Source organism: Bradyrhizobium sp. MI1.7 (assembly GCF_055811795.1).
This window is the reverse complement of record NZ_JBVVPO010000058.1, coordinates 1-23,089: the sequence shown is the minus strand read 5'-3', so window position 1 is coordinate 23,089 and position 23,089 is coordinate 1. Positions and strand designations below refer to the sequence as shown.

Genomic DNA, 23,089 nt, shown 5'->3' with positions numbered 1-23,089 from the left:
CGCTTCGTGCTATCAACGGTTCCAACAACACGGGAGGAGCCGGATGCGCGCTGCGATTTTCAGGAACGGTGAGATTGTCGTCGACCGGATGGCCGAGCCGAAGCCGGGCCCCGGCCAGGTGTTGGTCAGGACGCTCGCCTGCGGCATCTGCGGCTCCGACCTTCACGCGCGCCTGCATGCCCCCCGCATGGTGGAGATGGCGAGGAAGACCGGCCGCAAGCCGATGGATCTCGCCCGCGACGTCGTGTTCGGGCATGAGTTCTGCTGCGAGATCGTCGATTACGGTCCCGGAGCCGCGCGCAAGCTCAAGCCCGGCACCCGCGTCTGCTCGCTGCCGGCGCTCGTGACGCCGCAGGGCATCGAGGGCATCGGCTATTCCAACGACAATATCGGCGGCTATGCCGAGGCGATGCTGCTCAGCGAGCCCCTGCTGCTTGAGGTGCCCAATGGTCTCGCGCCCGAACATGCGGCGCTAACCGAGCCGCTCGCCGTCGGCGTCCACGCCGTGGCGAAAGCCAACATCCGTGGCGGCGAGGTGCCGCTCGTGATCGGCTGCGGCCCGGTCGGGCTCGCGGTGATCGCCGCGCTGAGGATCAAGGGTCTGCATCCGATCGTTGCTGCCGACTATTCGCCGGCGCGGCGTGCACTGGCCGCAAAGCTGGGGGCCGATATCGTCGTCGATCCCAGGGTGACGCAGCCCTATGCGACCTGGGCCGAGCACGCGCAGATGTCGGAGGCCGAGAAGGCGGCGCGCCCGCCGTTGCAGGCCATGCTGCCGGCACTGAAGCCCGCAATCATCTTCGAATGTGTCGGCGTGCCCGGCCTGTTGCAGCAGGTGTTCGAGGGCGCCCCGCGTGATGCGCGCATCGTGGTGGTCGGCGTCTGCATGGAGACCGACAGGAGCGAACCCATGCTCGGCATCATGAAGGAGCTCAATGTCCAATATGTGCTCGGCTACACGCCGGATGAGTTCGCAGCGTCACTGCGCCTGATCGCGGAAGGGCAGGTGGATGCGGCGGCGATGGTCACCGCCGAGGTCGGTCTCGACGGCGTCGCAAAGGCGTTCGCTGATCTCGCCAATCCTGAGGCGCACACCAAGATCATCGTGCAGCCGTGGAAATAGGGAACGGCTGAAGCACGCCGCCATCGGGTTTCGCGGCGACGTCGGCATCGCTCATCTGGGCGATCACGGCCCGGCGGTCGACGATCGCCTGATGGAATTGCGCCAGCACGAGACCGAAGGCGGTGAGGTCGCCGTCTTCGATGGCGCCGTCCTCGTGACAGGCCAGCGTCTCGCGCAGGATGTCGTCGGCTGCGCTCTGCATCGCCGCGAGATCGTCGAGCGACGTCGCCTCCCGCACGCTCGAGATCGCGTTGAGCAGGCGGTCGCGATGCAGCGCGTTCTCGCTGCGCTCCTCGCGCCGCAGATAGTGCCGCAGCCACGCGGCCACCGAGCCGAAGCCCGAGAGCAGCAGCACCACGCCCCAGATGTAGTCGCTGTACTTGTCCATGAAGCTGCGCTCGTTGCCGTCGATATAGGCGGCAGCTCCCGGATGGGCCGGCAGCGCGGCGTCTTTGTCGGTGTCAGGCTTCTGGATGTGGCTGGCGCCGGGCAAGTCCTTCACGAGCGACTGACGGACCGTAAACAGCTCGCGGGTGAAGGCAGCGACCGTGTCCTCGGACAATGAAGCAGGCGCGACGATCAGATGATTGACGGCGATGGTGTCGATCTTGTCGTCCGGCCGCTGCGGCGTCGTGGAAAATGCGCTCGCGGGAATTTCTTCGGATTCGTAGAGCGGATGCCGCTCTGCGATGGCGTCGGAGACGTCGACGGACAGGAACTTGGGCTCGCCGCGCAGGCGTGCGGTGGTGGCGATCGTGCTTGCGATCGCCTTGTCGTCGAGTGCGCCCACCATCATGAAGGCGTCGAGCGTTGAGTCCTGGGCCATCTCGGAGATGCGGTCGATACCGAACTGTGCGATCGTGACCTTCTGCGGATTGACGCCTGACTCGGCGAGGATGACACGGAGCAGATTGAGATTGGCATCGCCAAGGCCGACGACACCGATGCGGCGCCCGGTGAGGGAGGCGATCTCCATGATCTTCGGCCTGGCGGCACCCTTGCGCGCCGCTGGCGCCCACAACACCACGAAATTCCGCCGGAGGATCGCCACCGAATTGGTGTCGGCCGGCATGGCGGAGTCGCCGCGAGCCACCGCAAGGTCGGCCTTGCCGGCGCCGAGCAGATTGAGGCTTTGCAGTGTGCCGTCGGTCTCGATCGGCACGGGTCGCACCGCGCCACCCCTGGCGTCGAACGCCTTCGCCACGGCCGCAATCAGCGCCTGGTCGTCACTGCCGGCTGGCCCGACCGCGATGCGTAGCGTCGCCGGCTGCCAGACCCAGTAGGCGAGGGCAAGAGCGACCGTGAGCACCGAGAGCACGCTTGCGAGCGCGAGCCACGGGCCAAAGCGATTGCGGCGGCGAGACGACGCGTCTCTCCTCACGCTCAGATCGCTCGGCACGGGCATCTCGCTTTCCTCATCGGCAAGCTCGCCCGACGGCAGGCGCGGCGGGTGCCGTCAGTATTTCGAAGGCACGTACATCTCCGGCGGAATCGGTCCGCGGTGGTAGTCGGGGTTGCGGACGCGCGGCGGCAGCACCACGGGCACGCGGGCGACCTCCTGGTACGGCATCTGGCTGAGCAGATGCGCGATGCAGTTGAGGCGGGCGCGCTTCTTGTCGACGGCGTCGACGATCCACCATGGCGAGTCCGGCAGATGCGTGTGCTCCAGCATCGTCTCCTTGGCCTTGGTGTACGCCTCCCAGCGGCTGCGCGCCCTGACATCCATCGGGCTCAGCTTCCACTGCTTCAGCGGATCCCTGATGCGCATGCTGAAGCGGAACTGCTGCTCGTCGTCAGTGATCGAGAACCAGTATTTGACCAGGATGATGCCGGAGCGGATCAGCATCCGTTCGAACTCCGGCACCGTCTTGAAAAATTCCTGGTATTGCTCCTCGGAGCAGAAGCCCATCACGCGCTCGACGCCGGCGCGGTTGTACCAACTGCGGTCGAACAGCACGATCTCGCCGCCGGCGGGCAAATGCGAGACGTAGCGCTGGAAGTACCATTGCGTGCGCTCGCGCTCGCTCGGGGCGGGGAGCGCGGCGACACGGCAGATGCGGGGATTGAGACGCTGGGTGATACGCTTGATGACGCCGCCCTTGCCGGCGGAGTCGCGGCCCTCGAACAGCACCACGACCTTCTTCTTCTCGCTCTGCACCCAGTCCTGGAGCTTGACCAGTTCGCCCTGGAGGCGGAGCAATTCCCGGAAATAGAGCCTGCGATCTACCGTCGGGCGGAGCGCGTCCGTCTCGTCCAGCAGCTCGTCGAGCCTGCTGTCATCGAGCTCCATCTCCAGCTCTTCGTCGAGATCGTCGGTCATTTCCCGGATGATGCGCTCGCGTTTGGCCATTTCAGGGGTGCGGTCGGATGCGGTCATGGGTCCTTCTTTCGGCAGGGTGCCTGTCGCCCGTGACCATCGGCGGGGTTTATTGCGCCCATGTGACACCGGTTCCGAAATAGCCCGGCGGAGCCGTCAGACCGGCAGGGCGATCGAATATTTGACCTGGCTCAGCGCAAAGCTCGACTCGATCGAGGCAATGCCGTCGAGCCGGGTCAGCTTGGTCTTCAGGAAGGTCTCGTAGGAGGCGAGGTCGGCCGCCACCACGCGCAGGAGATAGTCGCGGTTGCCGGTCATCAGATAGCACTCCAGCACCTCGTCCCATTTCGAGATCGCGCGCGCGAAACGATTCAGATCCTCCTCCTTCTGCCGCGCCAGCTTGATCGAGATGAAGACGCTGACATGCAGCCCCAGCGCCTTCTGGTCGACGGTCGCGATGTAGCGGCTGATGACGCCGCGCTCCTCCAGCAGCTTGACCCGGCGATGGCAGGGCGACACCGAGAGCCCGACCTTGTCGGCCAGCTCCTGCATGGTCAGCCGGCTGTCGTTCTGGAGCAAAGCAAGGATTTTCCGGTCGATGGCGTCGAGGTCTGGCATTGGGATGAAACCTGTCTGAAGTGCTGATCCATTGGTAAAGTATCCCAATATTTGAGGGCATGGCGCGAAAAATTGAGAAGTTTGGCGCCGCCCGCAGGCGTATCATCGTCGGACCTGTTTCCGGGAGCCATTGTGATGCCCGTTGATACCGCCCGTCTGGACACGTTGACCGCGCTGGCCCGCAAGGCGCTGTGGCTGTCGTCATGGACCATCCATCACGCCAACCACATCCGCGCCAACGCGGACGGGCTCAAGGTCGGGGGCCATCAGGCCTCGTCCGCCTCGCTCGCCACCATCATGTCGGCGCTGTATTTTAGCGTCCTGCGCCCTGAGGATCGCGTCGCGGTGAAGCCGCATGCGAGCCCGGTGTTCCACGCCATCCAGTATCTGTTCGGCCGGCAGACGCGCGAGAAGCTGGAGAACTTTCGCGGGTTCAAGGGCGCGCAGTCCTATCCCTCGCGCACCAAGGATGTCGACGACGTCGATTTCTCCACCGGCTCCGTCGGCCTCGGTGTCGCGCAGACGCTGTTTGCCTCGCTGGTGCAGGACTACGTCAAGGCGCATGGCTGGATGAAGGATCGCCGCGAAGGGCGGATGATTGCCCTCGTCGGCGATGCCGAGATGGACGAGGGCAACATTTTCGAGGCGCTCGCCGAAGGCTGGAAGCACGGTCTGCGCAACACCTGGTGGGTGGTCGACTACAACAGGCAGTCGCTCGACGCCGTCGTGCGCGAGGGGCTCTGGGAAAAGTTCGAGACCATGTTCCGCAATTTCGGCTGGGACGTGGTGATCGTGAAATATGGCCGCCTGATGCGCGAGGCCTTTGCCGAGCCCGGCGGCGAGGCGCTTAAAGCTTGGATCGACAATTGCCCGAACGCGCTCTACGCGGCGCTGTGCTTCCAGGGCGGCGCCGCCTTCCGCAAGCATCTGCACGACGAGATCGGCGACCAGGGCCCGATCACCAAGCTGATCGACAGGCGCAGCGACGAGGAGCTGCTGGCGCTGATGTCGAACCTCGGCGGCCACGACATGGCGAGCATGCTGGAGGCGTTCGAGTCGATCGATCACGATCGCCCGGTCTGCTTCATCGCCTACACCATCAAGGGCGTCGGCCTGCCGTTCCAGGGCCACAAGGACAACCACGCCGGCCTGATGACGGTCGCGCAGATGGAGAAATATCGCGAGAGCCAGAACATCCGTCCGGGCCACGAATGGGACAAGTACGAAGGCCTCGCGCAGAACGCCGCCGAGCTCGACGCCTTCCTCGCGCGCGTGTCGTTCAACCAGGATGGCCGCCGGCTTACCGCGCCTGTTATCGAGGTGCCCCAGCAGCTGGCGTTCAAGCCGTCGACCCAGATGTCGACCCAGCAGGGCTTTGGCCTCGTGCTGAACGAGATCGCGCGCGGCGACAGCGAACTCGCACAGCGCATCGTCACGACCTCGCCCGACGTCACGGTCTCGACCAATCTCGGTCCGTGGGTGAACCGGCGCGGCCTGTTCGCGCGCGGCGAGAAGGCGGATTTATTCCGCAGCGAGAAAATTCCCTCCACGTTCAATTGGGACTTCTCGCCCAAGGGGCAGCATCTCGAGCTCGGCATCGCGGAGATGAACCTGTTCATCATGCTCTCGGCGCTGGGCCTGTCGCACCAGATCAACGGCGAGCGGCTCTTGCCGGTCGGCACCCTCTACGATCCCTTCATCGAGCGCGGCCTCGATGCATTGAACTACGCCTGCTACCAGGATGCGCGCTTCATGGTGGCGGCGACGCCTTCGGGCATCACGCTGGCGCCTGAAGGCGGTGCGCACCAGTCGATCGCGACGCCGTTGATCGGCATGGCGCAGGACGGGCTCGCCTCGTTCGAGCCGGCTTTCGTCGACGAACTCGCCGTGATCATGGCTTGGGGCTTCAATCACATGCAGCGCGATCCGGGCGAGGGCGGCTCGGTCTATTTGCGGCTCTCGACGCGCAGCATCGAGCAGGCGCAGCGGATCATGACGCCGGAGCTTGCGCAGGGCATCACCGACGGCGCCTATTGGCTGCGCAAGCCGGGGCCCAATGCCGAACTCGTGATCGCCTATACCGGCGCGGTCGCGCCCGAAGCGATCGAGGCGACCGGCTTCATCGGCGAGAGCCGCCGCGACATCGGCCTGCTCGCGATCACCTCGGCGGATCGTCTGCATGCGGGTTGGACCGCTGCGCGGAAATTGCGGCGCGATCGGCGGGGTGTGCAGCATCTCAGCCACATCGAAAAGCTGCTCGCGCCGCTGCCGCGCGACTGCGGCATCGTGACCGTGATCGACGGCCATCCCTCCGCGCTCGGCTGGCTCGGCAGCGTTCGCGGCCATCGCGTCGAGGCGCTCGGCGTCGAGCAGTTCGGCCAGACCGGCACCATCGCGGACCTCTACCGCCATTACGGCATCGATGCGAACGCCATCATCGATGCGGCGGAAAGCCTCACCACCGGCGCACCGGTGCTGCATCGGAAGATGGCGGTGTAGTTGAGGTAACTGCCCTGTCATTCCGGGGCGACGCGTAGCGTCGAGCCCGGAATCCATACTCCCGATCGTGGTTATGGATTCCGGGCCCGCGCCAAGTGGCGCGTCCCGGATTGACACCTGAGGGAGCCTTGCCTCGTTCCCGCCATCGGCTCATATATCCTCCGTCCGCCGCAACGCTGGCCCCGCATATGGCGGGTTCAATTGCCGGCGCTTTCGTGCAAGGATGCCTGCCGAAACGCCCCCTCCAAGCCCCCAAGAAGAGGTTAACGATGGTCAATCGCATGCAATTCTACATCGACGGCGCCTGGGTCGATCCCGCCGTCAAGAAGTCCACCGCCGTGGTCAATCCCGCGACGGAAGAGGCGATGTACGAGGTTGCGCTGGGCTCCAAGGCTGACGTCGACAAGGCCGTCACTGCTGCCAAGCGCGCCTTTGCAACTTTCTCCCAGACCAGCCGCGAGGAGCGCGTCGCGCTGCTCACGAAAGTCATCGAGGTCTACAAGGGCCGGCTCAAGGAGATCGGCGCCGCCGTCTCCGACGAGATGGGCGCGCCGCTGCCGATGGCGGAGAAGCTCCAGGCCGGCGCCGGCCTCGGCCACCTCATGACCACGCTCGACGTGCTCAAGGACTATCATTTCGAGGAATCGGTCGGCACCGCCATGGTGCTGCGCGAGCCGGTCGGCGTGGTCGGCATGATCACGCCCTGGAACTGGCCGCTCAACCAGATCGCCTGCAAGGTCGCGCCTGCGCTCGCCGCCGGCTGCACCATGATCCTGAAGCCGTCGGAGTTCACCCCGACCTCGGCTTTGATCTTCGCGGAAATCCTCCACGAAGCGGGTGTGCCGAAGGGCGTGTTCAACCTCGTCAACGGCCTCGGCCCCGAGGTCGGCGCCGCCATGAGCGAGCATCCTGATATCGACATGATCTCGTTCACCGGCTCGACCCGCGCCGGCATCGACGTGGCCAAGCGCGCCGCGCCGACCGTGAAGCGCGTCAGCCAGGAGCTCGGCGGCAAGTCGCCGAACGTCATCCTCGAAGGTGCCGACCTGACCAAGGCGGTGACCGGCGGCGTGATGCACATGTTCAACAACTCCGGCCAGTCCTGCAACGCACCCTCGCGCATGATCGTGCCGCTGTCGAAGATGAAGGAAGTCGCTGCGATCGCGAAGGCTGTCGCCGACAAGACCAAGGCCGGTGATCCCCGCGCTGAAGGCACTACCATTGGTCCGGTCGTCAACCGCGGCCAGTGGGACAAGATCCAGGGCCTCATCAAGAAGGGCATCGACGAGGGCGCAACGCTCGTCGCCGGCGGCCCGGGCCTGCCTGAGGGCGTCAACAAGGGCTTCTACGTCCGTCCGACCATCTTCGCCGACGTCACTCCCGACATGACGATCGCCCGTGAAGAGATCTTCGGACCGGTGCTGACCATCATCGGCGCCAAGGACGAGTCTGAGGCCGTGCACATCGCCAACGACACGCCGTATGGCCTTGCCGGCTACGTCTCGGGCGCCTCGGTGGAGGACGCCAAGCGCGTCGGCCGGCAGATCCGCGCCGGCAACGTCAACCTCCAGGGCGTGCCCAACGACCGCTCCGCGCCGTTCGGCGGCTACAAGCAGTCGGGCAACGGCCGCGAGTGGGGCAAGTACGGCCTCGAGGACTTCCTCGAAGTGAAGGCCGTTGCGGGCTTCAACGCGGCGTAAGTTTTTTCGCCTGAACGAACAAAGCGCCGGAGCGGGAGACCGCTCCGGCGTTTTTCGTTTTGTCGACGTGTCTGCAACGCGGGAATTCGTAGGCTGGGCAAAGGAGCGTAGCGACGTGCCCACCATTCCGCGACGAACAAGAAGCGGTGGGCACGCTTTCGCTTTGCCCACCCTACGAGACCGTCTCTGCGTAACGCCTATCCCCCGACCGCGCCTTGCGTGTTCACATACAGCGCGTAGATCGACTGGCTTGCCGCCATGAACAGGCGATTGCGCTTGACGCCGCCGAAGCAGAGATTGGCGCAGCGCTCAGGCAGCGCGATGCGGCCGATCATGACGCCGTCGGGCGCGAATACGACGACGCCGTCGAGCTCGGGATCGCCCATGCCCCAGCCGCACCAGAGATTGCCGTCGATGTCGCAGCGCATGCCGTCCGGTGTGCCCGGGCCGGCATCGATGTGGACGCGCTTGTTGGAGATCGTGGTGCCGTCAAGCGAGACGTCATAGGCGAGGATCTTTCGGTTCGGCACGCCGCGCGATTCCACGACATACAGAATCGTCTCGTCGGGCGAGAAGCACAGCCCGTTGGGGCCGAGCACGCCTTCGGCGACGATGGTCGCCTTGCCCGTTGCAGGATCGAGCCGATAGACGTTCGGCTCGATCTCGGGCTCGGCCTTGTAACCCTCGTAATTGCCGAGCAGGCCGAAGGTCGGATCGGTGAACCAGATCGATCCGTCGGACTTCACCACGACGTCGTTCGGCGAGTTCAGCCGCTTGCCGCCGAACGAGTCCATCAGCACGGTGATGCTGCCGTCATATTCGGTGCGCACCACGCGGCGGCCGCCATGCTCGCAGGTGACGAGCCGGCCCTGACGATCCCTGGTGTTGCCGTTGGCGAAATTCGAGGGCTTTCGGAAAACCGAGACGGTTCCGGTTTCCTCCTCCCACTTGATGATGCGCTGGTTCGGGATGTCGCTGCAGAGCAGATACCGCCCGTCGCCGAACCACACCGGACCCTCGGCCCAGCGCAGGCCGGTCGCCAGCCGCTCCACCGCCGACAGCTTCAGCCAGTATTTTTCGAAGCGGGGGTCCAGTGCTTTTATCGCCGGATCGGGGTAATAGGTCGCCGGCCGCCAGCCTTGAGTGTGGGACGATGCATCGTTCATGTGCAGGTCTCTTTGTTGCGTTCCCTCTGTCCAAGTCTGCTAGCATCAGTTATCTACGGCCGCAAATCGGTCACCACAGGCGAGGGAAGACATGCCGCGTATTTTGATGACGGGAGCTTCGGGCGGAATCGGCACGAGCCTGCGAAAGCTGCTGCCGCCGATCTATCCGGATCTCCTGCTCTCCGACATCAAGCCGCCAGCCGATCTCGGCGCGAACGAACAATTCAAGGCGGCGGATCTCGCCGATCTCGCGCAGTGCGAGGCGATCTGCGAGGGCGTCGACGGCATCATCCATTTCGGCGGCTATTCGGTCGAAGGCACCTGGGACCAAATCCTCCAGGCCAACATCATCGGCGGCTACAATCTGTTCGAGGCCGCCTACCGCAAGGGCGTCAAGCGCGTGGTGTTCGCCTCGTCCAACCACGCCGTCGGCTTCTATCCCCGCCACCACAACATCGGGACCGACGTCACCCCGCGCCCCGACGGCCGTTATGGCGTCAGCAAGGTGTTCGGCGAGGCCGTCGGCGCGCTCTACGCCGACAAGCATGGCCTGAAGGTGACCTGCCTGCGCATCGGCAATTTCGGCGACATGCCGCTCGACCAGCGCCGGCTCTCGATCTGGCTGAAGCCCGACGACCTCGTGCAGCTCTGCCGCATCGGGCTCGAACATCCCGACATCCATTTCGAGGTCTTCTACGGCGCCTCCCTCAACGAGCGCGCCTGGTGGGACAACCACCGCGCCTACGAATTCGGCTATCGCCCGACGGGGCGCGCCGAGGATTTCCGCGAGCACGCGATGGCCGAGCAGGCCAAGCTGAAGCCGGATCCGGTCGGCGACCACTACCAGGGCGGCGCGTTCTGCAGCAATGAGTTCGACGGCGATGCGAGCCGCATCATTGATTGGAGTAAGCGCTGAAATGCCATGCCCCCTCTCTACAGTCATGAGGTGAGGGGGCCTCTCCGCGGCACTCGCGCCGGCATGCAGCCTAGTCCATGCCTTCATCGGGAATGTTCAAGACGGTGCCACAAGCTTTGCAATGCACCGCGTCGACATCGTGGCGCTGCAGGGCGCAAACCGGACAGGGGAAGCGTACCTTGGAGGGCGCGAGCAGTGCCTTGGCGAGATTCAGGAAAAGGGTCACGCCAAAGATCATGATGACGACGGTGATCAGGCGGCCGACGGTCCCGGGCAAGGTGATGTCGCCGAAGCCGGTCGTGGTCAGTGCGGTGACCGTGAAGTAGAGCGCGTCGGCATAGTTGGCGATCTGATGATTGTGAGACTTCTGCGTCTCGTAGACGATCCCGGTCATCACGAAAATAAACACGCCGAGGTTCACGACGGCAAAAACAACTTCCTCGTTTCGCCGGAAGAAGGGGCTGTCGACCCGGAGGCGCGCTACCATCTGGTAGTCGCGCAGCAGCCGCAATGTTCGAAATGCGCGCAAGAAGCCGCCGGCCTCTCCGGCGAGCGGCGCAAGGAACGAGATGATGACGACGATGTCGGTCCAGGTCGAAAGCCGCGCCAGGTCGTGCAGCGGCTGACGGCTGATGATCATCCGTGCGGCGAAGTCCGCAAGGATCAGGACGCCGAACACGACATCGAGCGACTCGACGGCCCTGTTGCGAGGCAGGAACGAGGTCGCGATGATGAACAGAACCGTGACGACGTCCAGCGCAAGCAGGGCGTATCGGAATTTTATGCAGCCGAACGTGTCGCCTTCGTAAAGTTGCCGGATCCTGCCCTTCAGGGCCTCAAATGGGACGGCGACGACGTCGAGCGGCCCATGTCCCTTCGTACTGTTGCGATAAAATGCCATGGTCAGCGACCGCCGCGCCTATCTCGGTAGCCTACGCTTCCGAAGGATCGAGCATTTCGCCAATCTTGTTGACGGCGACATTGATCGACATGCCCAAATAGTCGCCGGGATCGCCGAACCACGAGCCAGTCAGCGGCACGGCCTGGCCCGGATGCCGCGCAATGGCCACCGGAATGAGGTCGAATCCGGCGCTCAGACTGTTGGTTGGATCGTAATCCAGCCAGCCGGCACCGGGCAGGAATACCTGCACCCATGCGTGGGTCGCGCCGGAGCCGGTCATGCCCACGGCACCGCCATCGAGCGCCGCATCATAGAGATAACCGCTGACGAAGCGAGCGGCGAAGCCGAGCCGGCGCAACGTCTCGATCATCAGCCAGGCGAAGTCCCGGCAAGTGCCCGATTTCGTGCGCAGCGTTTCGCCGGGTGACTGTGTGCCTTCGGCATCTCTGCCGCGATAGTTGAAGTCGCTGCGAAACTTGCCGAGCATTCGGCGCAGCACGTCGGCGGTCCGATCCTGATCGCCGGCAACGAAGCTCTTGGTCCACGCCGCATGGCTGCCGTCTGCATCGTCGGCATGCGGGCGCAGGTAACCGGCAAGGTCGGTCCATTCGTCCGGGGTGTACTGCACGGGGACCTCCTCGGCCCGGGGCTCCAGCGGAAATGTCTCCAGACCCTTGATGCCGAAATAGACGCCACGAACCCTAAACGTGAATGTCAGCTCGCTGCCGGGTTCGCTGAAGTCCATCACCGTGACGGCATTGGAGCGGGAGTCGGTGACCCAATGCACCTTTGACGGCAGGCTGGTAGCAGCGGACCAGCGAAGCAGCCGGGTCGCGGCGCCGCGCCGCGGCAGGAACATCGCCCGGTGCGTGCCGAACGTCACCGGCTTTGCATAGCGGTAGGTCGTGGTGTGCGTGATCTCGCCAATGATCGCCATGCATTGATCCGCTTCGCGTTGCGGAGCGCATTGAGCGCCTTCCCGCGCAAGAGAGAGCAGGCGCCAGCTTTCGGCCCGGCCGCTTCCACCCATTGATCTAGATCAACGTCGTTCCCGGGATCGTCTGGCCCATCAAGCGATCACGCATTCCTTCAGACGTTGATGTGCAAACCGACCGAATGGAGCGATGGACATGGGTATCCTTTGGACGATCATCATTGGATTTATCGTCGGCGTGGTCGCGAAATTCATCATGCCCGGTGACAAGTCCGAGCCCACGGGGTTCATCCTGACGACGGTCTTGGGAATCGTCGGCGCGTTCGTCGCGACCTGGCTCGGTCAAGCCGTGGGCTGGTATCATTTCGGAGAGGCCGCCGGCTTCATCGGCAGCGTGGTCGGAGCCATCATCCTCCTCTTCCTGTACGGCCTTGTCATGGGTCGTCAGGGGCGCGCTTGAAAATCACGCTATCAGCCGTCGCGATGCTCGCGATGATCGTCTCAGAGCCGGCGCGAGCCGGAGCGCTCAGCGACGCCGAGGCGACGTTCCTCGACCAGCTCGTCACCGCATCCGTGGTGCTGGAGCAGCGATGCGACGGTTACGAGGTCGATGGCGCCGGCGGCGTTCAGCTCGGCGCGCGGCTTCTCGGCAGCCCTGAGGCGGCGATGGCCATGATCGACGCCTATGCTGCGGCCATCAAGGCCCGCGACGGCGAGACCTACGATCCCGGTAAATTCCGCCCCGAGGTGTCCGACGCGGCCGGCAAAACGTTCAGGCGCGTCCGGGCGGACTTGATCAAGAACCCGAAAGGAGCCTGCGCCGACTACGGCGATGCCAGCGTGGATCGTGGCCTGCTGAGGCGATACTAAACGGGAACAAGCTCTGATTGAGAATGGCCTGTCACTCGCGCTATGCTATCGTCTGCTCCGGGACGTGCATTTCCCGTCCCAGGCAACAAGAACAGGGAGGATGGCTATGAAGACGTTAGCGATGTCAGCGTTGATCCTTGCTACCTTGTCGGTCGCGCCGGTGAGCGCCGCACCGATCGGCTCCGCGGCTCACCTGAACCCAAACCAAGGTCCCGGATGCTCGCTCTCCGGCGCCGCGGTTGCGAATTGCAAGAACGTCCTCAACTTCAAGTCTTACTACGAGTGCCGCAGTAACCGCATGGAGCGAGGTTGGACTGGCGTTGAGAGCGGCTACTACTGCCGGGCTCTCGACCTCAAATAAGAGCGCGGGTCAGTTCAGAATTTTGGGAGGCCGCCTGCGTTGGCGGCCTCTTCTACCGCGATGAGTGTCAGGCACGCATCCCGATCGCCGGACGAAATGGCGGACCGTCCCAAGGCTGCGGTGCGGCGGCATAGCGGTCGAAGCGCATTGTGTGGCTGGCGAGCCCCTGGCTCATCACGCGGAGGCTGTTCGCATAGCCGAACATCGCTATGAGCGGTACCGTCGCATCGATCGCGACCGTGTCTTCGTCGACGACCCTGGAGTGGGCGGTCCCACGCCGCGATGTCAGGTCGTCAACGATCGATTGCGCGAACGGCGTCGGTGTCACCACTTCGACCTTCATGATCGGCTCAAGCAAGACCGATTCCGCCGTTTGCAGCGCCCTGCGGAACGCGGCATTAGCCGCGATCTCGAAGGCGAGCGGTGAAGAATCGACGTCGTGATACTTGCCGTCGATCAGCTGGACCCTGACGTTCACCACCGGAAAGCCCGCAATCACGCCGCAGGCCAGTACGCTTTCGAGCCCTTTCTCGATCCCGGGCATATATTTGTTCGGTAGCGCATCCACACCAATGTTGCGTTCAAGCTGGTATCCCTCGCCAAGCTCATTCGGCTCGATGGCAAGCTTGACGGCGGCAAACTCCCCCTTAGGCCCGTAGATCTTTTTGTGAGTGTATTCCGCTTCCGCACGTTTGGTCGGATGCTCAAGAAATGCCACCTGCAGGGCACCAATATTGACGGCTATTCCAGAGGTCCGGTTGAGGGCGTCGATCGCGCTCTCGATGTGGTTTTCGTTCGTTCCCTTCAGGATGATCTGAGCGGAGTCTTGATCAACCGACACGGCGAGCGCTCCGTCCTTGGCGGTGAGCTTCAAGAGCGCAGCAACGAGCTTCTCATGATCGGCCCTGGACTTCGCTTCGATGGCGACGTCAACAAGCAGGGGTGGCGTGCTCACATCATGCGGCATTGTAAGACCTGTAGCGTTGCCTTGGTCTAGCGTCAGCTCTCCTCACCCGCAATCCGCGCCAGATAATCCGACTTGCTGAACTGCATGTGATCCACGCACAGCTGCGCCAGCGCCCAGCTGTCGCGGCCCTTCAACAGCTCGATCATCAGCTCGTGCTGGCGCCGCGATTGCGCCAACCCCTCGCGGTCGGCGAGGTTCTTGGCGCGCATCGGCAGCGTCAGGTTCATGTAGTCCTGGAGCGAGCGCACCAGATAGGGATTGCCGCAGGCCGAGAACAGCGCGAGGTGGAAGGCGTCGTTGGCCTCGTGAATGCCGCGCAAATCCTGCACATCTGCCTTCGCGCAATATTGCCGCTGCAGCCCAGTCAGCTCGTCGATCAGGTCTTGCGGCGCGGGCAGGGGGATCATCAGCGCGGCCTGCCGCGTCAGCATCTCGCGGACCTCGTAGATCTGCCGGACTTCCTCGGCCGAGTAGAACCGCACGGTGGCGCCGACGTTCTTCTCGCGGCGGACGATGCCGCGGCGCTCGGCATCGACCAAGGCCTGCCGCACGAAGTGCCGGGAGGTGCCGTAGCGCGACATCAGCGCGTCTTCGGTGAGGCGCGCGCCCGGCGGCAGGCGGCCGAAGATGATGTCCTCTTCCAGCCGCGCGACGACATCGTCCGGATCGTCGCGCCGGACCAGCATGGCGTCTGCGGTGCGGATGTCGGACATGCCCTCAGCCTCCGGCTCATGCCGGTCCGCCTTGTGGAGCAGGGAGAACCCGGATTGTCAATAATTTGTGTCGGATGGCGGTGTATGGGGCAGAAAGCGCGACGATCTGGCCCAATCTTATTGACAATCAGGGGGCAGGCTGTAGCACAATGGCAAGCGAGAAGGAGCGGTATGATGACGAGTGGTTTGCGCAAAGGGCTGACGAGCTATGGCGATGCCGGCTTCTCGCTGTTCCTGCGCAAGGCGTTCATCAAGGCCATGGGCTATTCCGACGACGCGCTGGAGCGCCCGATCGTCGGCATCACCAACACCTATAGCGACTACAATCCCTGCCACGGCAACGTCCCGCAGATCATCGAGGCCGCCAAGCGCGGCGTGATGCTGTCGGGCGCGATGCCGTTCGTGTTTCCGACCATCTCGATCGCCGAGAGCTTTGCGCATCCGACCTCGATGTATCTGCGCAACCTGATGGCGATGGACACCGAGGAGATGATCCGCGCGCAGCCGATGGATTCGGTGATCGTGATCGGCGGCTGCGACAAGACCCTTCCCGCGCAGGTCATGGCCGCAATCAGCGCCGACCTGCCGACGGTGGTCATTCCCGTCGGTCCCATGGTGGTCGGCCATCACAAGGGCGAGGTGCTCGGCGCCTGCACCGATTGCCGCCGTCTCTGGGGCAAATATCGCGCCGGCGAAATCGACGATGTCGAGATCGAAGCGGTCAATGGCCGCCTCGCGCCGTCGGTCGGCACCTGCATGGTGATGGGCACGGCCTCGACCATGGCCTGCATGATCGAAGCCATGGGCCTGTCGCTGCCGATGAGCGCGACGATTCCCGCGCCGCACGCCGAACGCTTTCGCCTGGCCGAAGCGAGCGGCAGGGTTGCCGCCGAGATGGCCAAGACCAAGGGGCCGAAGCCGAGCGAATTGCTGACGCCGGCGTCTTTCAAGAATGCGCAGGTCGTGCTCCAGGCGATCGGCGGCTCGACCAACGGCCTGATCCATTTGACGGCAATGGCGCACCGCTCGCCCCACCGCCTCGATCTCGAGGTGTTCGACCAGATTGGCCGCGAAGTGCCGGTGCTGGTCGACCTCAAGCCGTCGGGCGAACACTACATGGAGCATTTCCACCACGCCGGTGGCGTGCCGAAATTGCTGGCGCAGCTCGGCGATCTCGTCGATCTCGACGCGAAGACCATCAGCGGCCAGACGCTGCGCGATGTCGTCGCGAATGCGGAGGACGTGCCGGGCCAGGATGCGATCCGTCCGCGCGACAATCCGATCAAGAAGGAAGGCGGCCTTGCCGTCCTGCACGGCAACCTCGCCCCGCGCGGTGCCGTCATCAAGCAGTCGGCCGCGAGCCCCAAGCTGTTGCAGCACACCGGGCGTGCGGTGGTGTTCGAATCCGTCGAGGACATGACCTTGCGGGTCGACCATCCCGATCTCGACGTGAACTCCGACGACGTGCTGGTGCTGCGCAACGCCGGCCCTAAGGGCGCGCCCGGCATGCCCGAGGCGGGTTATCTGCCGATCCCGAAGAAGCTCGCGCGCGGCGGCACCAAGGATATGGTGCGCATTTCGGATGCGCGCATGAGCGGCACCGCGTTCGGCACCATCGTGCTTCACATCACGCCGGAATCCGCTGTCGGCGGACCGCTCGCGCTGGTAAAGAACGGCGACATGATCCGGCTGGATGTTGCCAAGCGCAGCATCGAGCTGCTGGTCGATGCCGCCGAGCTGGAGCGTCGGCGCGCCGCATTGAAGCCGGCCGCAGCACCCGATGAGGCGCGGCGCGGCTACGCCTGGCTGTTCAACGAGACCATCATGCAGGCCGACGAGGGCTGCGACTTCGATTTCATGCAGAGGACTGGGAAGCAGACTGAGAAGGGGTGACGAACCACCCGAACGAGCGCTCAGACCGCACAAGCGGCGGGCGATAAAACAGGGGGAAACGATGATTGCACGATCCATGCGTGGGTTGGTGGCCATGGCCGCCGTACTTTTCGTCACCGGGGCCGGGGCACAGGAGGTGAAGCATTATCGCTTTGCCTACGATCAGCCGCGCAACACCGGCTATTCCATCGCGGGCGACCTCTTTGCCGACAAGCTCAAGGAATTGAGCAAGGGCACCATGATCATCGACCAGTATCCGGGTGCGCAGCTCGGGCAGGAGCCGCAGGTGCTCCAGCTCGTGAAGGCCGGCGACATCGAATTCGCCATCATCTCCTCGGCCAACACCGCGACGATCTCGCCGCAGGCCGGCGTGATGTCGCTGCACTTCCTGTTCCGCGACGAGAACCACGTGGTCAAGGGGCTGGCCGATCCCCGCGTGTTCGAAGCCCTCAAGACCATGATCGACGAGACCACGCAGGGCCTGCACGTGATCGCGACGGGCTCGCAGGGTGTACGCCACATGTACTCCAAGAAGGAGATCCACAATGTCGGCGACATCAAGGGGCTGAAGATCCGCGTCCAGGCGACCGCGACAGAGGACATGATGTTCCCGGCCTACGGCGCCCAGACCGTGCATATGCCGTTCGGCAGCGTCTATACGAGCTTGCAAACCGGCGTCGTCGACGTCGCCGAGAACAGCATCAACGTCTACCTCGTCAACAAGCACTACGAGGTCGCCCCGGTCCTCAACATCACCGAGCACGAGGCCAACAACGCGCTGGTGTTCGTCTCCGACAAGCTCTGGCAGAGCCTGTCGGCGGAGCAGAAGGGGTGGGTGCAGGCGGCGGCCAACGAGGTCAGCACGAAAGAGCCGCAGAAGGCGTTCGACCTCGAGCGCACCGCGGCCGACAAGCTGAAGAAGATGGGCGTGAAGATCGTCGACAACGTCGACAAGAAGAGCTTCACGGTGATCGCCGATCCCTATCTCGACAAGCTCGCCAAGGAGCTCGGCCCGCATGCCGAGAAGATCAAGAATTTGATCCGGTCGGTGAACTAGCCCGCCTGTGGCCATCCTTCGAGACGCCCGCCTATGGCGGGCCCTCAGGATGAGGTCGTGCTTTCCGGCGAGATTTTAGACCCTCATGGTGAGGAGCCCGCCAAAGCGGGCGTCTCGAACCATGCAGGCCGAGCACGTTCGGCAGCTTCCCAGCTGTCACATGCGATAGCTCCGGGACGAAGGGGAAATTGAATGGCCGTCGCCGACAAACTGCTCGTTCAACGCCAGCGTCACCTCAAGTGGCGCTGGCTCGACTGGCTCGAGCTTGCGCTGATGATCCTTTGCGGCGTGCTCTGCTTCGGCTTCTCGCTGTCGGTCACCGCCGACATCGTCACACGCACCATCGGCCACCCCTGGCTGTGGCTCCAGGAAGTCACCTCGACGCTGTTCATCTATGCGATCTTCGTCGGGACCGCGGTCGCGACCCGACGCAACGATCACCTCTATCTCACCGCGATCTCCGAAGCGATGCACGGCACGGCGCGGCTGATCGTCGAAGTGATCATTCGTCTCGTCGTGCTCGGCGTCGCCTTCTGCCTGATTTGGTACGGCTATCAGAACTATCTTCGCGGCTTCGGCAGCTTTCGCTTGCCGTCGGGCACCCCGATCGCCTCGCTCTATGCGATCATCCCGCTGTCTGGCGTGCTGATCGGCCTGTTCACCATCGAGCAGCTCGTCAACGGCTTGCGCAACGGCTTTGACCATCACGAGCCGCCCGAAGAGGACGGAGCGCCCGTCATCACGGACGTGCAGATGAGGGCGCAGCCGTGAGCGCACCTGTTGTCCTGGCGTTGATGTCGATCTGCTTCCTGTCGTTCGGCTATCTCGGCGTGCCCGTGCCGTTCTCGCTGATGGCCGGCGTCTTCATCGGTGCGATCCTGTCGGATGTCTCGCTGGCCGCGATCATCCAGAAGATATTTGACGGCGTGGACTCCGAGGCGTTGCTGGCGATCCCGTTCTTTCTGCTGGTCGGCGAGCTCATGAGCTCGGCCAACGTGGTGGTACGAATAGCCAACCTGTCAGTATCGCTGGTCGGGCACATCAGGGGCGGGCTGTCGCAGGTCGTCGTCGTCTTCAGCATGTTCTTCTCGGAAATGTCGGGCTCGACCACCGCCGACGTCGCCGTGATGAGCCGTGCGCTGGGCGGCCCGATGAAGCGCGAGGGCTACGAGCCCGCCTTCATCGCCGCGATCATCGCGTCTGCCTCGACCATCGCGGCGCTGGTGCCGCCGAGCATCACGGCGGTGGTCTATGGCGCCGTCGGCAACGTCTCGATCGCCGGCCTGTTCATGGCGGGCGTGGTGCCTGGGCTGATGATCGGCTTCGGGTTGATGATCTATTGCTACTTCTTCGGCCCTTCCGGCCTGCGCAAGCCGCGCGCGCCGCTGCGGCAGGTGGTGTTCGCCGCGGGTGACGCCGCCCTGCCGCTGATGATCCCTGTCATTTTGCTCGGCGGCATCCTCACCGGCTGGTTCACGCCGACGGAAGCCGGCGTCGTTGCGGTGGTCTGGATTGTCGTCGTCGTGATCCCCGCGCTGAACCGCGGGCATATCAAAAAGATCCCATACGATTTCTGCCTTGCAGGCCTGATCTTCTCGCTGCCGCTGATCACCATCGGCGCCGCCAATGCCTTCGGCTGGATGCTCGCTTACTTACGCGGTGCGAGTTACATCGCCGACATGATCACCTCGATTGCCGGCAACGATCCGCATCTGATCATGCTGCTGATGGTGCTGCTCTTCACCGTGGTCGGTGACTTCATCGAGCCGGTGCCGACCATCATCATCTTCATGCCGCTGGTCAACGCGCTGACCGAGGCCGGCGACATCAACGCCGTGCATATGGGCGTGGTGCTGATCGCCACGCTCGCCTTTGGCCTGATCACGCCGCCATACGGCCTGGTGCTGCTGATGGCCTCGAAATTCGTCGGCATCAGTTTTGCCAAGGCCTTACGCGCCGCCTTGCCGATCTATGTGGTGTTCCTGGCCACGATCGCGTTCGCGATCTATTTCCCGAGCGTGGTGCTGTGGCTGCCGCAGAAAGTGCTGCCGGAATCGGTCGGCTGCTTCAAGTCGCCGGCGGGGACAGGCTACATCTGTCCTAAGTGACGAGCTGCTCGACGCGCCATTGCTCGCCTTCACGGAGGTAGCGAAACGGCGTGCCGTGGCTGTTCTTGAAATAGCTGCCGGCGAGCGATTTCGCCATTCCCTGCATCACCGCGTCGTGGCAGACGAACAGGAAGTCGTCGTCAGGATGACGGTCGAGCCATGCGGAGACGCAAGCCAGCGACCGATCGGTCATGGCGTCCCAGTTTTCGCCGTCGGCGGGCAGGATCGAGACGAGGCCCGTCGCTGAGTTGACGCCGTGCTTGATCATGAGGTCGCGGACAGGGAGGCCCTCAAAGCTTCCGAAATCGAACTCGATGATGCCGTCGTCGATCGAGAGCGGCGCCGAAATGGCGTCCGCGATGATCTTGGCCGTTCGCGCCGCGCGCACCAGCGGGCTCGCGACGATGCGGCTGATGCCGGTACCGCGCAACATGTCCGCGGCCTCGTGCGCCTGCGCAAGGCCGTCCGCGTTCAGCGGGTTGTCGGTTCGTCCCTGAAACAGCCCCTGCCTGTTCCAGTCGGTCGCGCCGTGGCGCAGGCCGCAGAACGAGCGCGCCGGTGCCGGCGCGCTCACTTGCCTTTGCTCGTGAATTTTTTCACGGCGACGCGGAAATCCTCCGTGTTCATCGCCATGATGATCTTCTGCTCCTCGGCATCGAGCTGCTGCTTCACCGGTGTGGTCCCGGCCTGGTAGACCAGCGACTTGGTGCCGGCGATCGCCGCCGGCGGATTCTGCGCCAGGCGCTCGGCGAGTTTTCGCGTGGCCGCCTTCAGCTCCGCGGCGGGGACGACCTTCGCAACCAGGCCCCATTCATAGGCCTGCTGCGCGGTAAAACTGTCCTCCGACAGGAAGATCTGGAGCGCACGTCGCGATCCGACCGTACCGACGATCCCGACCGTCGAGCCGCCGTCCGGCGACACCCCGATCTTGGCATAGGCCGGCGTGAACTTGGTATCCTCCGCGGCGATGCAGAGATCGGTGACGAAGGCGAGGCCCATGCCGGCGCCGGCTGCCGAGCCGTGCACGCTGGACAGCGAGATCTTCGGCATGCGCCGGATGATCTCGATGAAGGCATGATAATGCTTCAGCAGCTCGCCGACGACCGGCGTGACCGTGCCGGTTTCGGCCGCAGCGCCGATCGTCTGCAGATCGCCGCCGGCTGAGAAGGCGCGGCCTTCTCCTTCGAGCACGACGACCCTGATGTCGTCGGCGCCTTCGAGATAGGCCGCGAGCTGTTCGAGCTTCTGCGCAATTGCAAGGTTGATCGAGTTGAACGCGGCGGGGCGGTTGAGCGTGATGGTTGCGATCGGGCCGTCGATCCGCAGCAGGGCGGGATCGTCGGGTTTTGAGACGGGAGCTGGCATCTGGAATATCCCCGGCATGAGGTCGTTGCTGCAACTAAATCGCAGAAGGTCGGGGGGGACAATCCCCGCATGCCGCTCTTGCGCAGGACGGAATGATGGGCTCAAATGGGGCCGCCTTCGTTTAGGAACGGACACGAGCGCCGGCTCCTCCTGGGCAAGCCAAGCCAATATCAGCGAGAGAGGAGACGACATGGGTGACGCTCGTGTCTCCGGAAATGGGCTGTTCCAATGACGGGTGGTCCGGTGATCATTGTCGGTGCCGGCCATGGCGGCTACCAGGTCGCGGCATCCCTGCGTCAGGCGGGCTTTTCCGACCGCGTCTGCCTGATCAACGACGAGGCGCATCTGCCCTATCAGCGGCCGCCGCTGTCCAAGGCCTATATCAAGGGCTCGGCCGGGCCGGAGAGCCTGATGTTCCGGCCGGAGAAATTCTACCAGGATCAGAAGATCGAGCTGATTGGGGGCCGCGCGGTGTCGATCGATCGCGCCGGCCACAAGGTGCATCTCGCATCCGGCGAGACGCTGCCTTACGGCCACCTCGTGCTGGCCACGGGCGCGCGCAACCGGCTGCTTGATTTGCCGAATGCGAATTTGCCCGACGTGAAATATCTGCGCATCCTCGACGACAGCGAGGCGCTGCGACAGATCATGCCGTCGAAGTCGCGTGTCGTGGTGATCGGCGCCGGCTTCATCGGCCTCGAATTCGCGGCCACCGCGCGGATCAAGGGCCTCGAGGTGGACGTGCTCGAACTCGCCCCGCGCGTGATGGCGCGCGCGGTGACGGCGGAGGTCTCGGAGTATTTTCAGGCGCGGCATCGCGAGGCCGGCATCCGCATTCACCTCGGTGTGCAGGCAACCTCGATCGAGGCTGAGGGCGGCAAGGTCACCGGCGTTTCCTTGAGCGACGGAAGGCATCTGCCGGCCGACCTCGTCGTGGTCGGTGTCGGCGTGCTGCCGAACATCGAGCTTGCGGCGGAGGCGGGGCTTGCCGTCGCCGCCGGCATCATCGTCGACGAATATCTCTCGACGTCCGATCCTGACATCTCCGCGATCGGCGACTGCGCGCTGTTCGCCAGTCCGCGCTTCGGCGGATCGCAGCGGCTGGAATCGGTGCAGAACGCCACCGATCACGCCCGCTGCCTCGCGGCGCGGCTGACCGGCGACCGCAAGGCCTACGACAGTCACCCCTGGTTCTGGAGCGACCAGGGCGACGACAAGCTCCAGATGGCGGGGCTGACCACCGGCTACGACCGCGTCGTGCTGCGCGGCGATCCCGCGAAGAAAGCGTTCTCGGCGTTCTGCTACAAGGGCGACAGACTGCTCGGCATCGAGTCGGTCAACCGTGCCGGCGACCACATGTTCGGCCGCCGCCTGTTCGGCCTGGAGCGCTCGATCACGCCGGAGCAGGCCGCGGATGAAGGCTTCGACCTGAAGAGCGCGCTGGCCTGATCTTTTCCCTCGGCCTGCTCTCGGGGCGAGGTGAAGAAGTCGCCGCGCTCTACAAGACCCCCGCGCCATACGCCGCCCTCCGCCTCGCCCGCCCCCCGCCCCCCCCCAGCCCCCCGAAAGATGCCGCCCCCG

22 protein-coding genes are annotated in these 23,089 nt (G+C 64.3%); 12 read left to right on the top strand and 10 right to left on the bottom strand.

The annotated features are described in order from the left end of the window. The first annotated feature begins 43 nt into the window (after positions 1-43). Positions 44-1,123 carry a zinc-binding dehydrogenase gene (locus AC0L3X_RS35655; RefSeq protein ID WP_231144401.1) on the top strand — a complete coding sequence of 360 codons (1,080 nt, stop codon included), beginning with the start codon at positions 44-46 and terminating at the stop codon, positions 1,121-1,123. On the opposite strand, the gene AC0L3X_RS35650 is transcribed toward AC0L3X_RS35655, so the two are convergent. The 3 genes from AC0L3X_RS35650 to AC0L3X_RS35640 all read right to left on the bottom strand — a co-directional run bounded on the left by AC0L3X_RS35650 (position 1,101) and on the right by AC0L3X_RS35640 (position 4,058). After that, complete coding sequence (locus AC0L3X_RS35650; protein ID WP_063984787.1) at positions 1,101-2,528, bottom strand: TAXI family TRAP transporter solute-binding subunit; 1,428 nt, start codon at positions 2,526-2,528, stop codon at positions 1,101-1,103. The genes AC0L3X_RS35655 and AC0L3X_RS35650 overlap by 23 nt on opposite strands. A gap of 51 nt (positions 2,529-2,579) precedes the next feature. After that, positions 2,580-3,500, bottom strand: a complete 921-nt coding sequence (gene ppk2, locus AC0L3X_RS35645; protein ID WP_354131739.1) for a polyphosphate kinase 2 — start codon at positions 3,498-3,500, stop codon at positions 2,580-2,582. A gap of 96 nt (positions 3,501-3,596) precedes the next feature. Next, positions 3,597-4,058, bottom strand: a complete 462-nt coding sequence (locus AC0L3X_RS35640; protein ID WP_014497003.1) for an Lrp/AsnC family transcriptional regulator — start codon at positions 4,056-4,058, stop codon at positions 3,597-3,599. 135 nt (positions 4,059-4,193) lie between these two features. On the opposite strand from AC0L3X_RS35640, the gene AC0L3X_RS35635 reads away from it, so the two are divergent. Continuing rightward, positions 4,194-6,557, top strand: a complete 2,364-nt coding sequence (locus AC0L3X_RS35635; protein ID WP_063984786.1) for a transketolase — start codon at positions 4,194-4,196, stop codon at positions 6,555-6,557. Positions 6,558-6,826: 269 nt separating this feature from the next. Further along, positions 6,827-8,257: an aldehyde dehydrogenase family protein gene (locus tag AC0L3X_RS35630; RefSeq protein ID WP_473317214.1), complete on the top strand. Its 1,431-nt coding sequence runs from the start codon at positions 6,827-6,829 to the stop codon at positions 8,255-8,257. 197 nt (positions 8,258-8,454) lie between these two features. Here the strand turns inward: AC0L3X_RS35630 and AC0L3X_RS35625 are convergent, their stop codons facing one another. Next, a complete protein-coding gene (locus tag AC0L3X_RS35625; protein ID WP_063984784.1) occupies positions 8,455-9,423 on the bottom strand; it encodes an SMP-30/gluconolactonase/LRE family protein in 969 nt (322 codons plus the stop codon). Positions 9,424-9,514: 91 nt separating this feature from the next. On the opposite strand from AC0L3X_RS35625, the gene AC0L3X_RS35620 reads away from it, so the two are divergent. After that, complete coding sequence (locus AC0L3X_RS35620; RefSeq protein ID WP_063984783.1) at positions 9,515-10,339, top strand: NAD-dependent epimerase/dehydratase family protein; 825 nt, start codon at positions 9,515-9,517, stop codon at positions 10,337-10,339. Between the two features lie 70 nt (positions 10,340-10,409). Here AC0L3X_RS35620 and AC0L3X_RS35615 read toward each other — a convergent pair whose 3' ends face one another. Together AC0L3X_RS35615 and AC0L3X_RS35610 are read right to left on the bottom strand one after the other, a co-directional pair. Next, positions 10,410-11,240, bottom strand: coding sequence for a potassium channel family protein (locus tag AC0L3X_RS35615; RefSeq protein WP_187387771.1), 831 nt, complete (start codon positions 11,238-11,240; stop codon positions 10,410-10,412). A gap of 31 nt (positions 11,241-11,271) precedes the next feature. Continuing rightward, positions 11,272-12,177: a transglutaminase family protein gene (locus AC0L3X_RS35610; protein ID WP_063984782.1), complete on the bottom strand. Its 906-nt coding sequence runs from the start codon at positions 12,175-12,177 to the stop codon at positions 11,272-11,274. A gap of 193 nt (positions 12,178-12,370) precedes the next feature. Between AC0L3X_RS35610 and AC0L3X_RS35605 the strand changes: the two genes are divergently transcribed. From AC0L3X_RS35605 to AC0L3X_RS35595, 3 genes are all read left to right on the top strand, one after another. Next, positions 12,371-12,634 (top strand): GlsB/YeaQ/YmgE family stress response membrane protein, encoded by a 264-nt coding sequence (locus AC0L3X_RS35605; RefSeq protein ID WP_063986569.1) that lies wholly within the window; start codon positions 12,371-12,373, stop codon positions 12,632-12,634. 23 nt (positions 12,635-12,657) lie between these two features. Beyond that, positions 12,658-13,044 (top strand): hypothetical protein, encoded by a 387-nt coding sequence (locus tag AC0L3X_RS35600; RefSeq protein WP_371496045.1) that lies wholly within the window; start codon positions 12,658-12,660, stop codon positions 13,042-13,044. A 106-nt stretch (positions 13,045-13,150) separates the two neighbouring features. Beyond that, positions 13,151-13,405 carry a hypothetical protein gene (locus AC0L3X_RS35595; protein ID WP_283018526.1) on the top strand — a complete coding sequence of 85 codons (255 nt, stop codon included), beginning with the start codon at positions 13,151-13,153 and terminating at the stop codon, positions 13,403-13,405. A gap of 67 nt (positions 13,406-13,472) precedes the next feature. Here the strand turns inward: AC0L3X_RS35595 and AC0L3X_RS35590 are convergent, their stop codons facing one another. Continuing rightward, complete coding sequence (locus AC0L3X_RS35590) at positions 13,473-14,372, bottom strand: translation factor GTPase family protein (RefSeq protein ID WP_063984779.1); 900 nt, start codon at positions 14,370-14,372, stop codon at positions 13,473-13,475. A 32-nt stretch (positions 14,373-14,404) separates the two neighbouring features. Continuing rightward, positions 14,405-15,085 (bottom strand): GntR family transcriptional regulator, encoded by a 681-nt coding sequence (locus tag AC0L3X_RS35585; protein ID WP_063984778.1) that lies wholly within the window; start codon positions 15,083-15,085, stop codon positions 14,405-14,407. 174 nt (positions 15,086-15,259) lie between these two features. On the opposite strand from AC0L3X_RS35585, the gene AC0L3X_RS35580 reads away from it, so the two are divergent. The 4 genes from AC0L3X_RS35580 (at position 15,260) to AC0L3X_RS35565 (ending at position 20,143) form a co-directional block, all read left to right on the top strand. Next, entirely contained in the window at positions 15,260-16,978 is a 1,719-nt protein-coding gene (locus AC0L3X_RS35580) for an IlvD/Edd family dehydratase (protein ID WP_063986568.1), read from the top strand. A gap of 61 nt (positions 16,979-17,039) precedes the next feature. Beyond that, positions 17,040-18,035, top strand: a complete 996-nt coding sequence (locus tag AC0L3X_RS35575; RefSeq protein WP_063984777.1) for a TRAP transporter substrate-binding protein — start codon at positions 17,040-17,042, stop codon at positions 18,033-18,035. 192 nt (positions 18,036-18,227) lie between these two features. Then, entirely contained in the window at positions 18,228-18,806 is a 579-nt protein-coding gene (locus AC0L3X_RS35570) for a TRAP transporter small permease (protein WP_063984776.1), read from the top strand. Next, on the top strand, positions 18,803-20,143 hold the full coding sequence (locus tag AC0L3X_RS35565; RefSeq protein ID WP_063984775.1) for a TRAP transporter large permease: 1,341 nt from the start codon (positions 18,803-18,805) through the stop codon (positions 20,141-20,143). Before AC0L3X_RS35570 ends, AC0L3X_RS35565 begins: the two co-directional genes overlap by 4 nt. Here the strand turns inward: AC0L3X_RS35565 and AC0L3X_RS35560 are convergent. Together AC0L3X_RS35560 and AC0L3X_RS35555 are read right to left on the bottom strand one after the other, a co-directional pair. Next, on the bottom strand, positions 20,136-20,717 hold the full coding sequence (locus AC0L3X_RS35560) for a histidine phosphatase family protein (RefSeq protein ID WP_063984774.1): 582 nt from the start codon (positions 20,715-20,717) through the stop codon (positions 20,136-20,138). The two genes, AC0L3X_RS35565 and AC0L3X_RS35560, sit on opposite strands and share 8 nt — an antisense overlap. Beyond that, positions 20,714-21,508: an enoyl-CoA hydratase/isomerase family protein gene (locus AC0L3X_RS35555; protein ID WP_473317209.1), complete on the bottom strand. Its 795-nt coding sequence runs from the start codon at positions 21,506-21,508 to the stop codon at positions 20,714-20,716. The genes AC0L3X_RS35560 and AC0L3X_RS35555 overlap by 4 nt, the downstream gene beginning before the upstream one ends. Positions 21,509-21,736: 228 nt before the next feature. On the opposite strand from AC0L3X_RS35555, the gene AC0L3X_RS35550 reads away from it, so the two are divergent. Beyond that, a complete protein-coding gene (locus AC0L3X_RS35550) occupies positions 21,737-22,957 on the top strand; it encodes an NAD(P)/FAD-dependent oxidoreductase (protein ID WP_063984773.1) in 1,221 nt (406 codons plus the stop codon). Positions 22,958-23,089 lie beyond the last annotated feature (132 nt).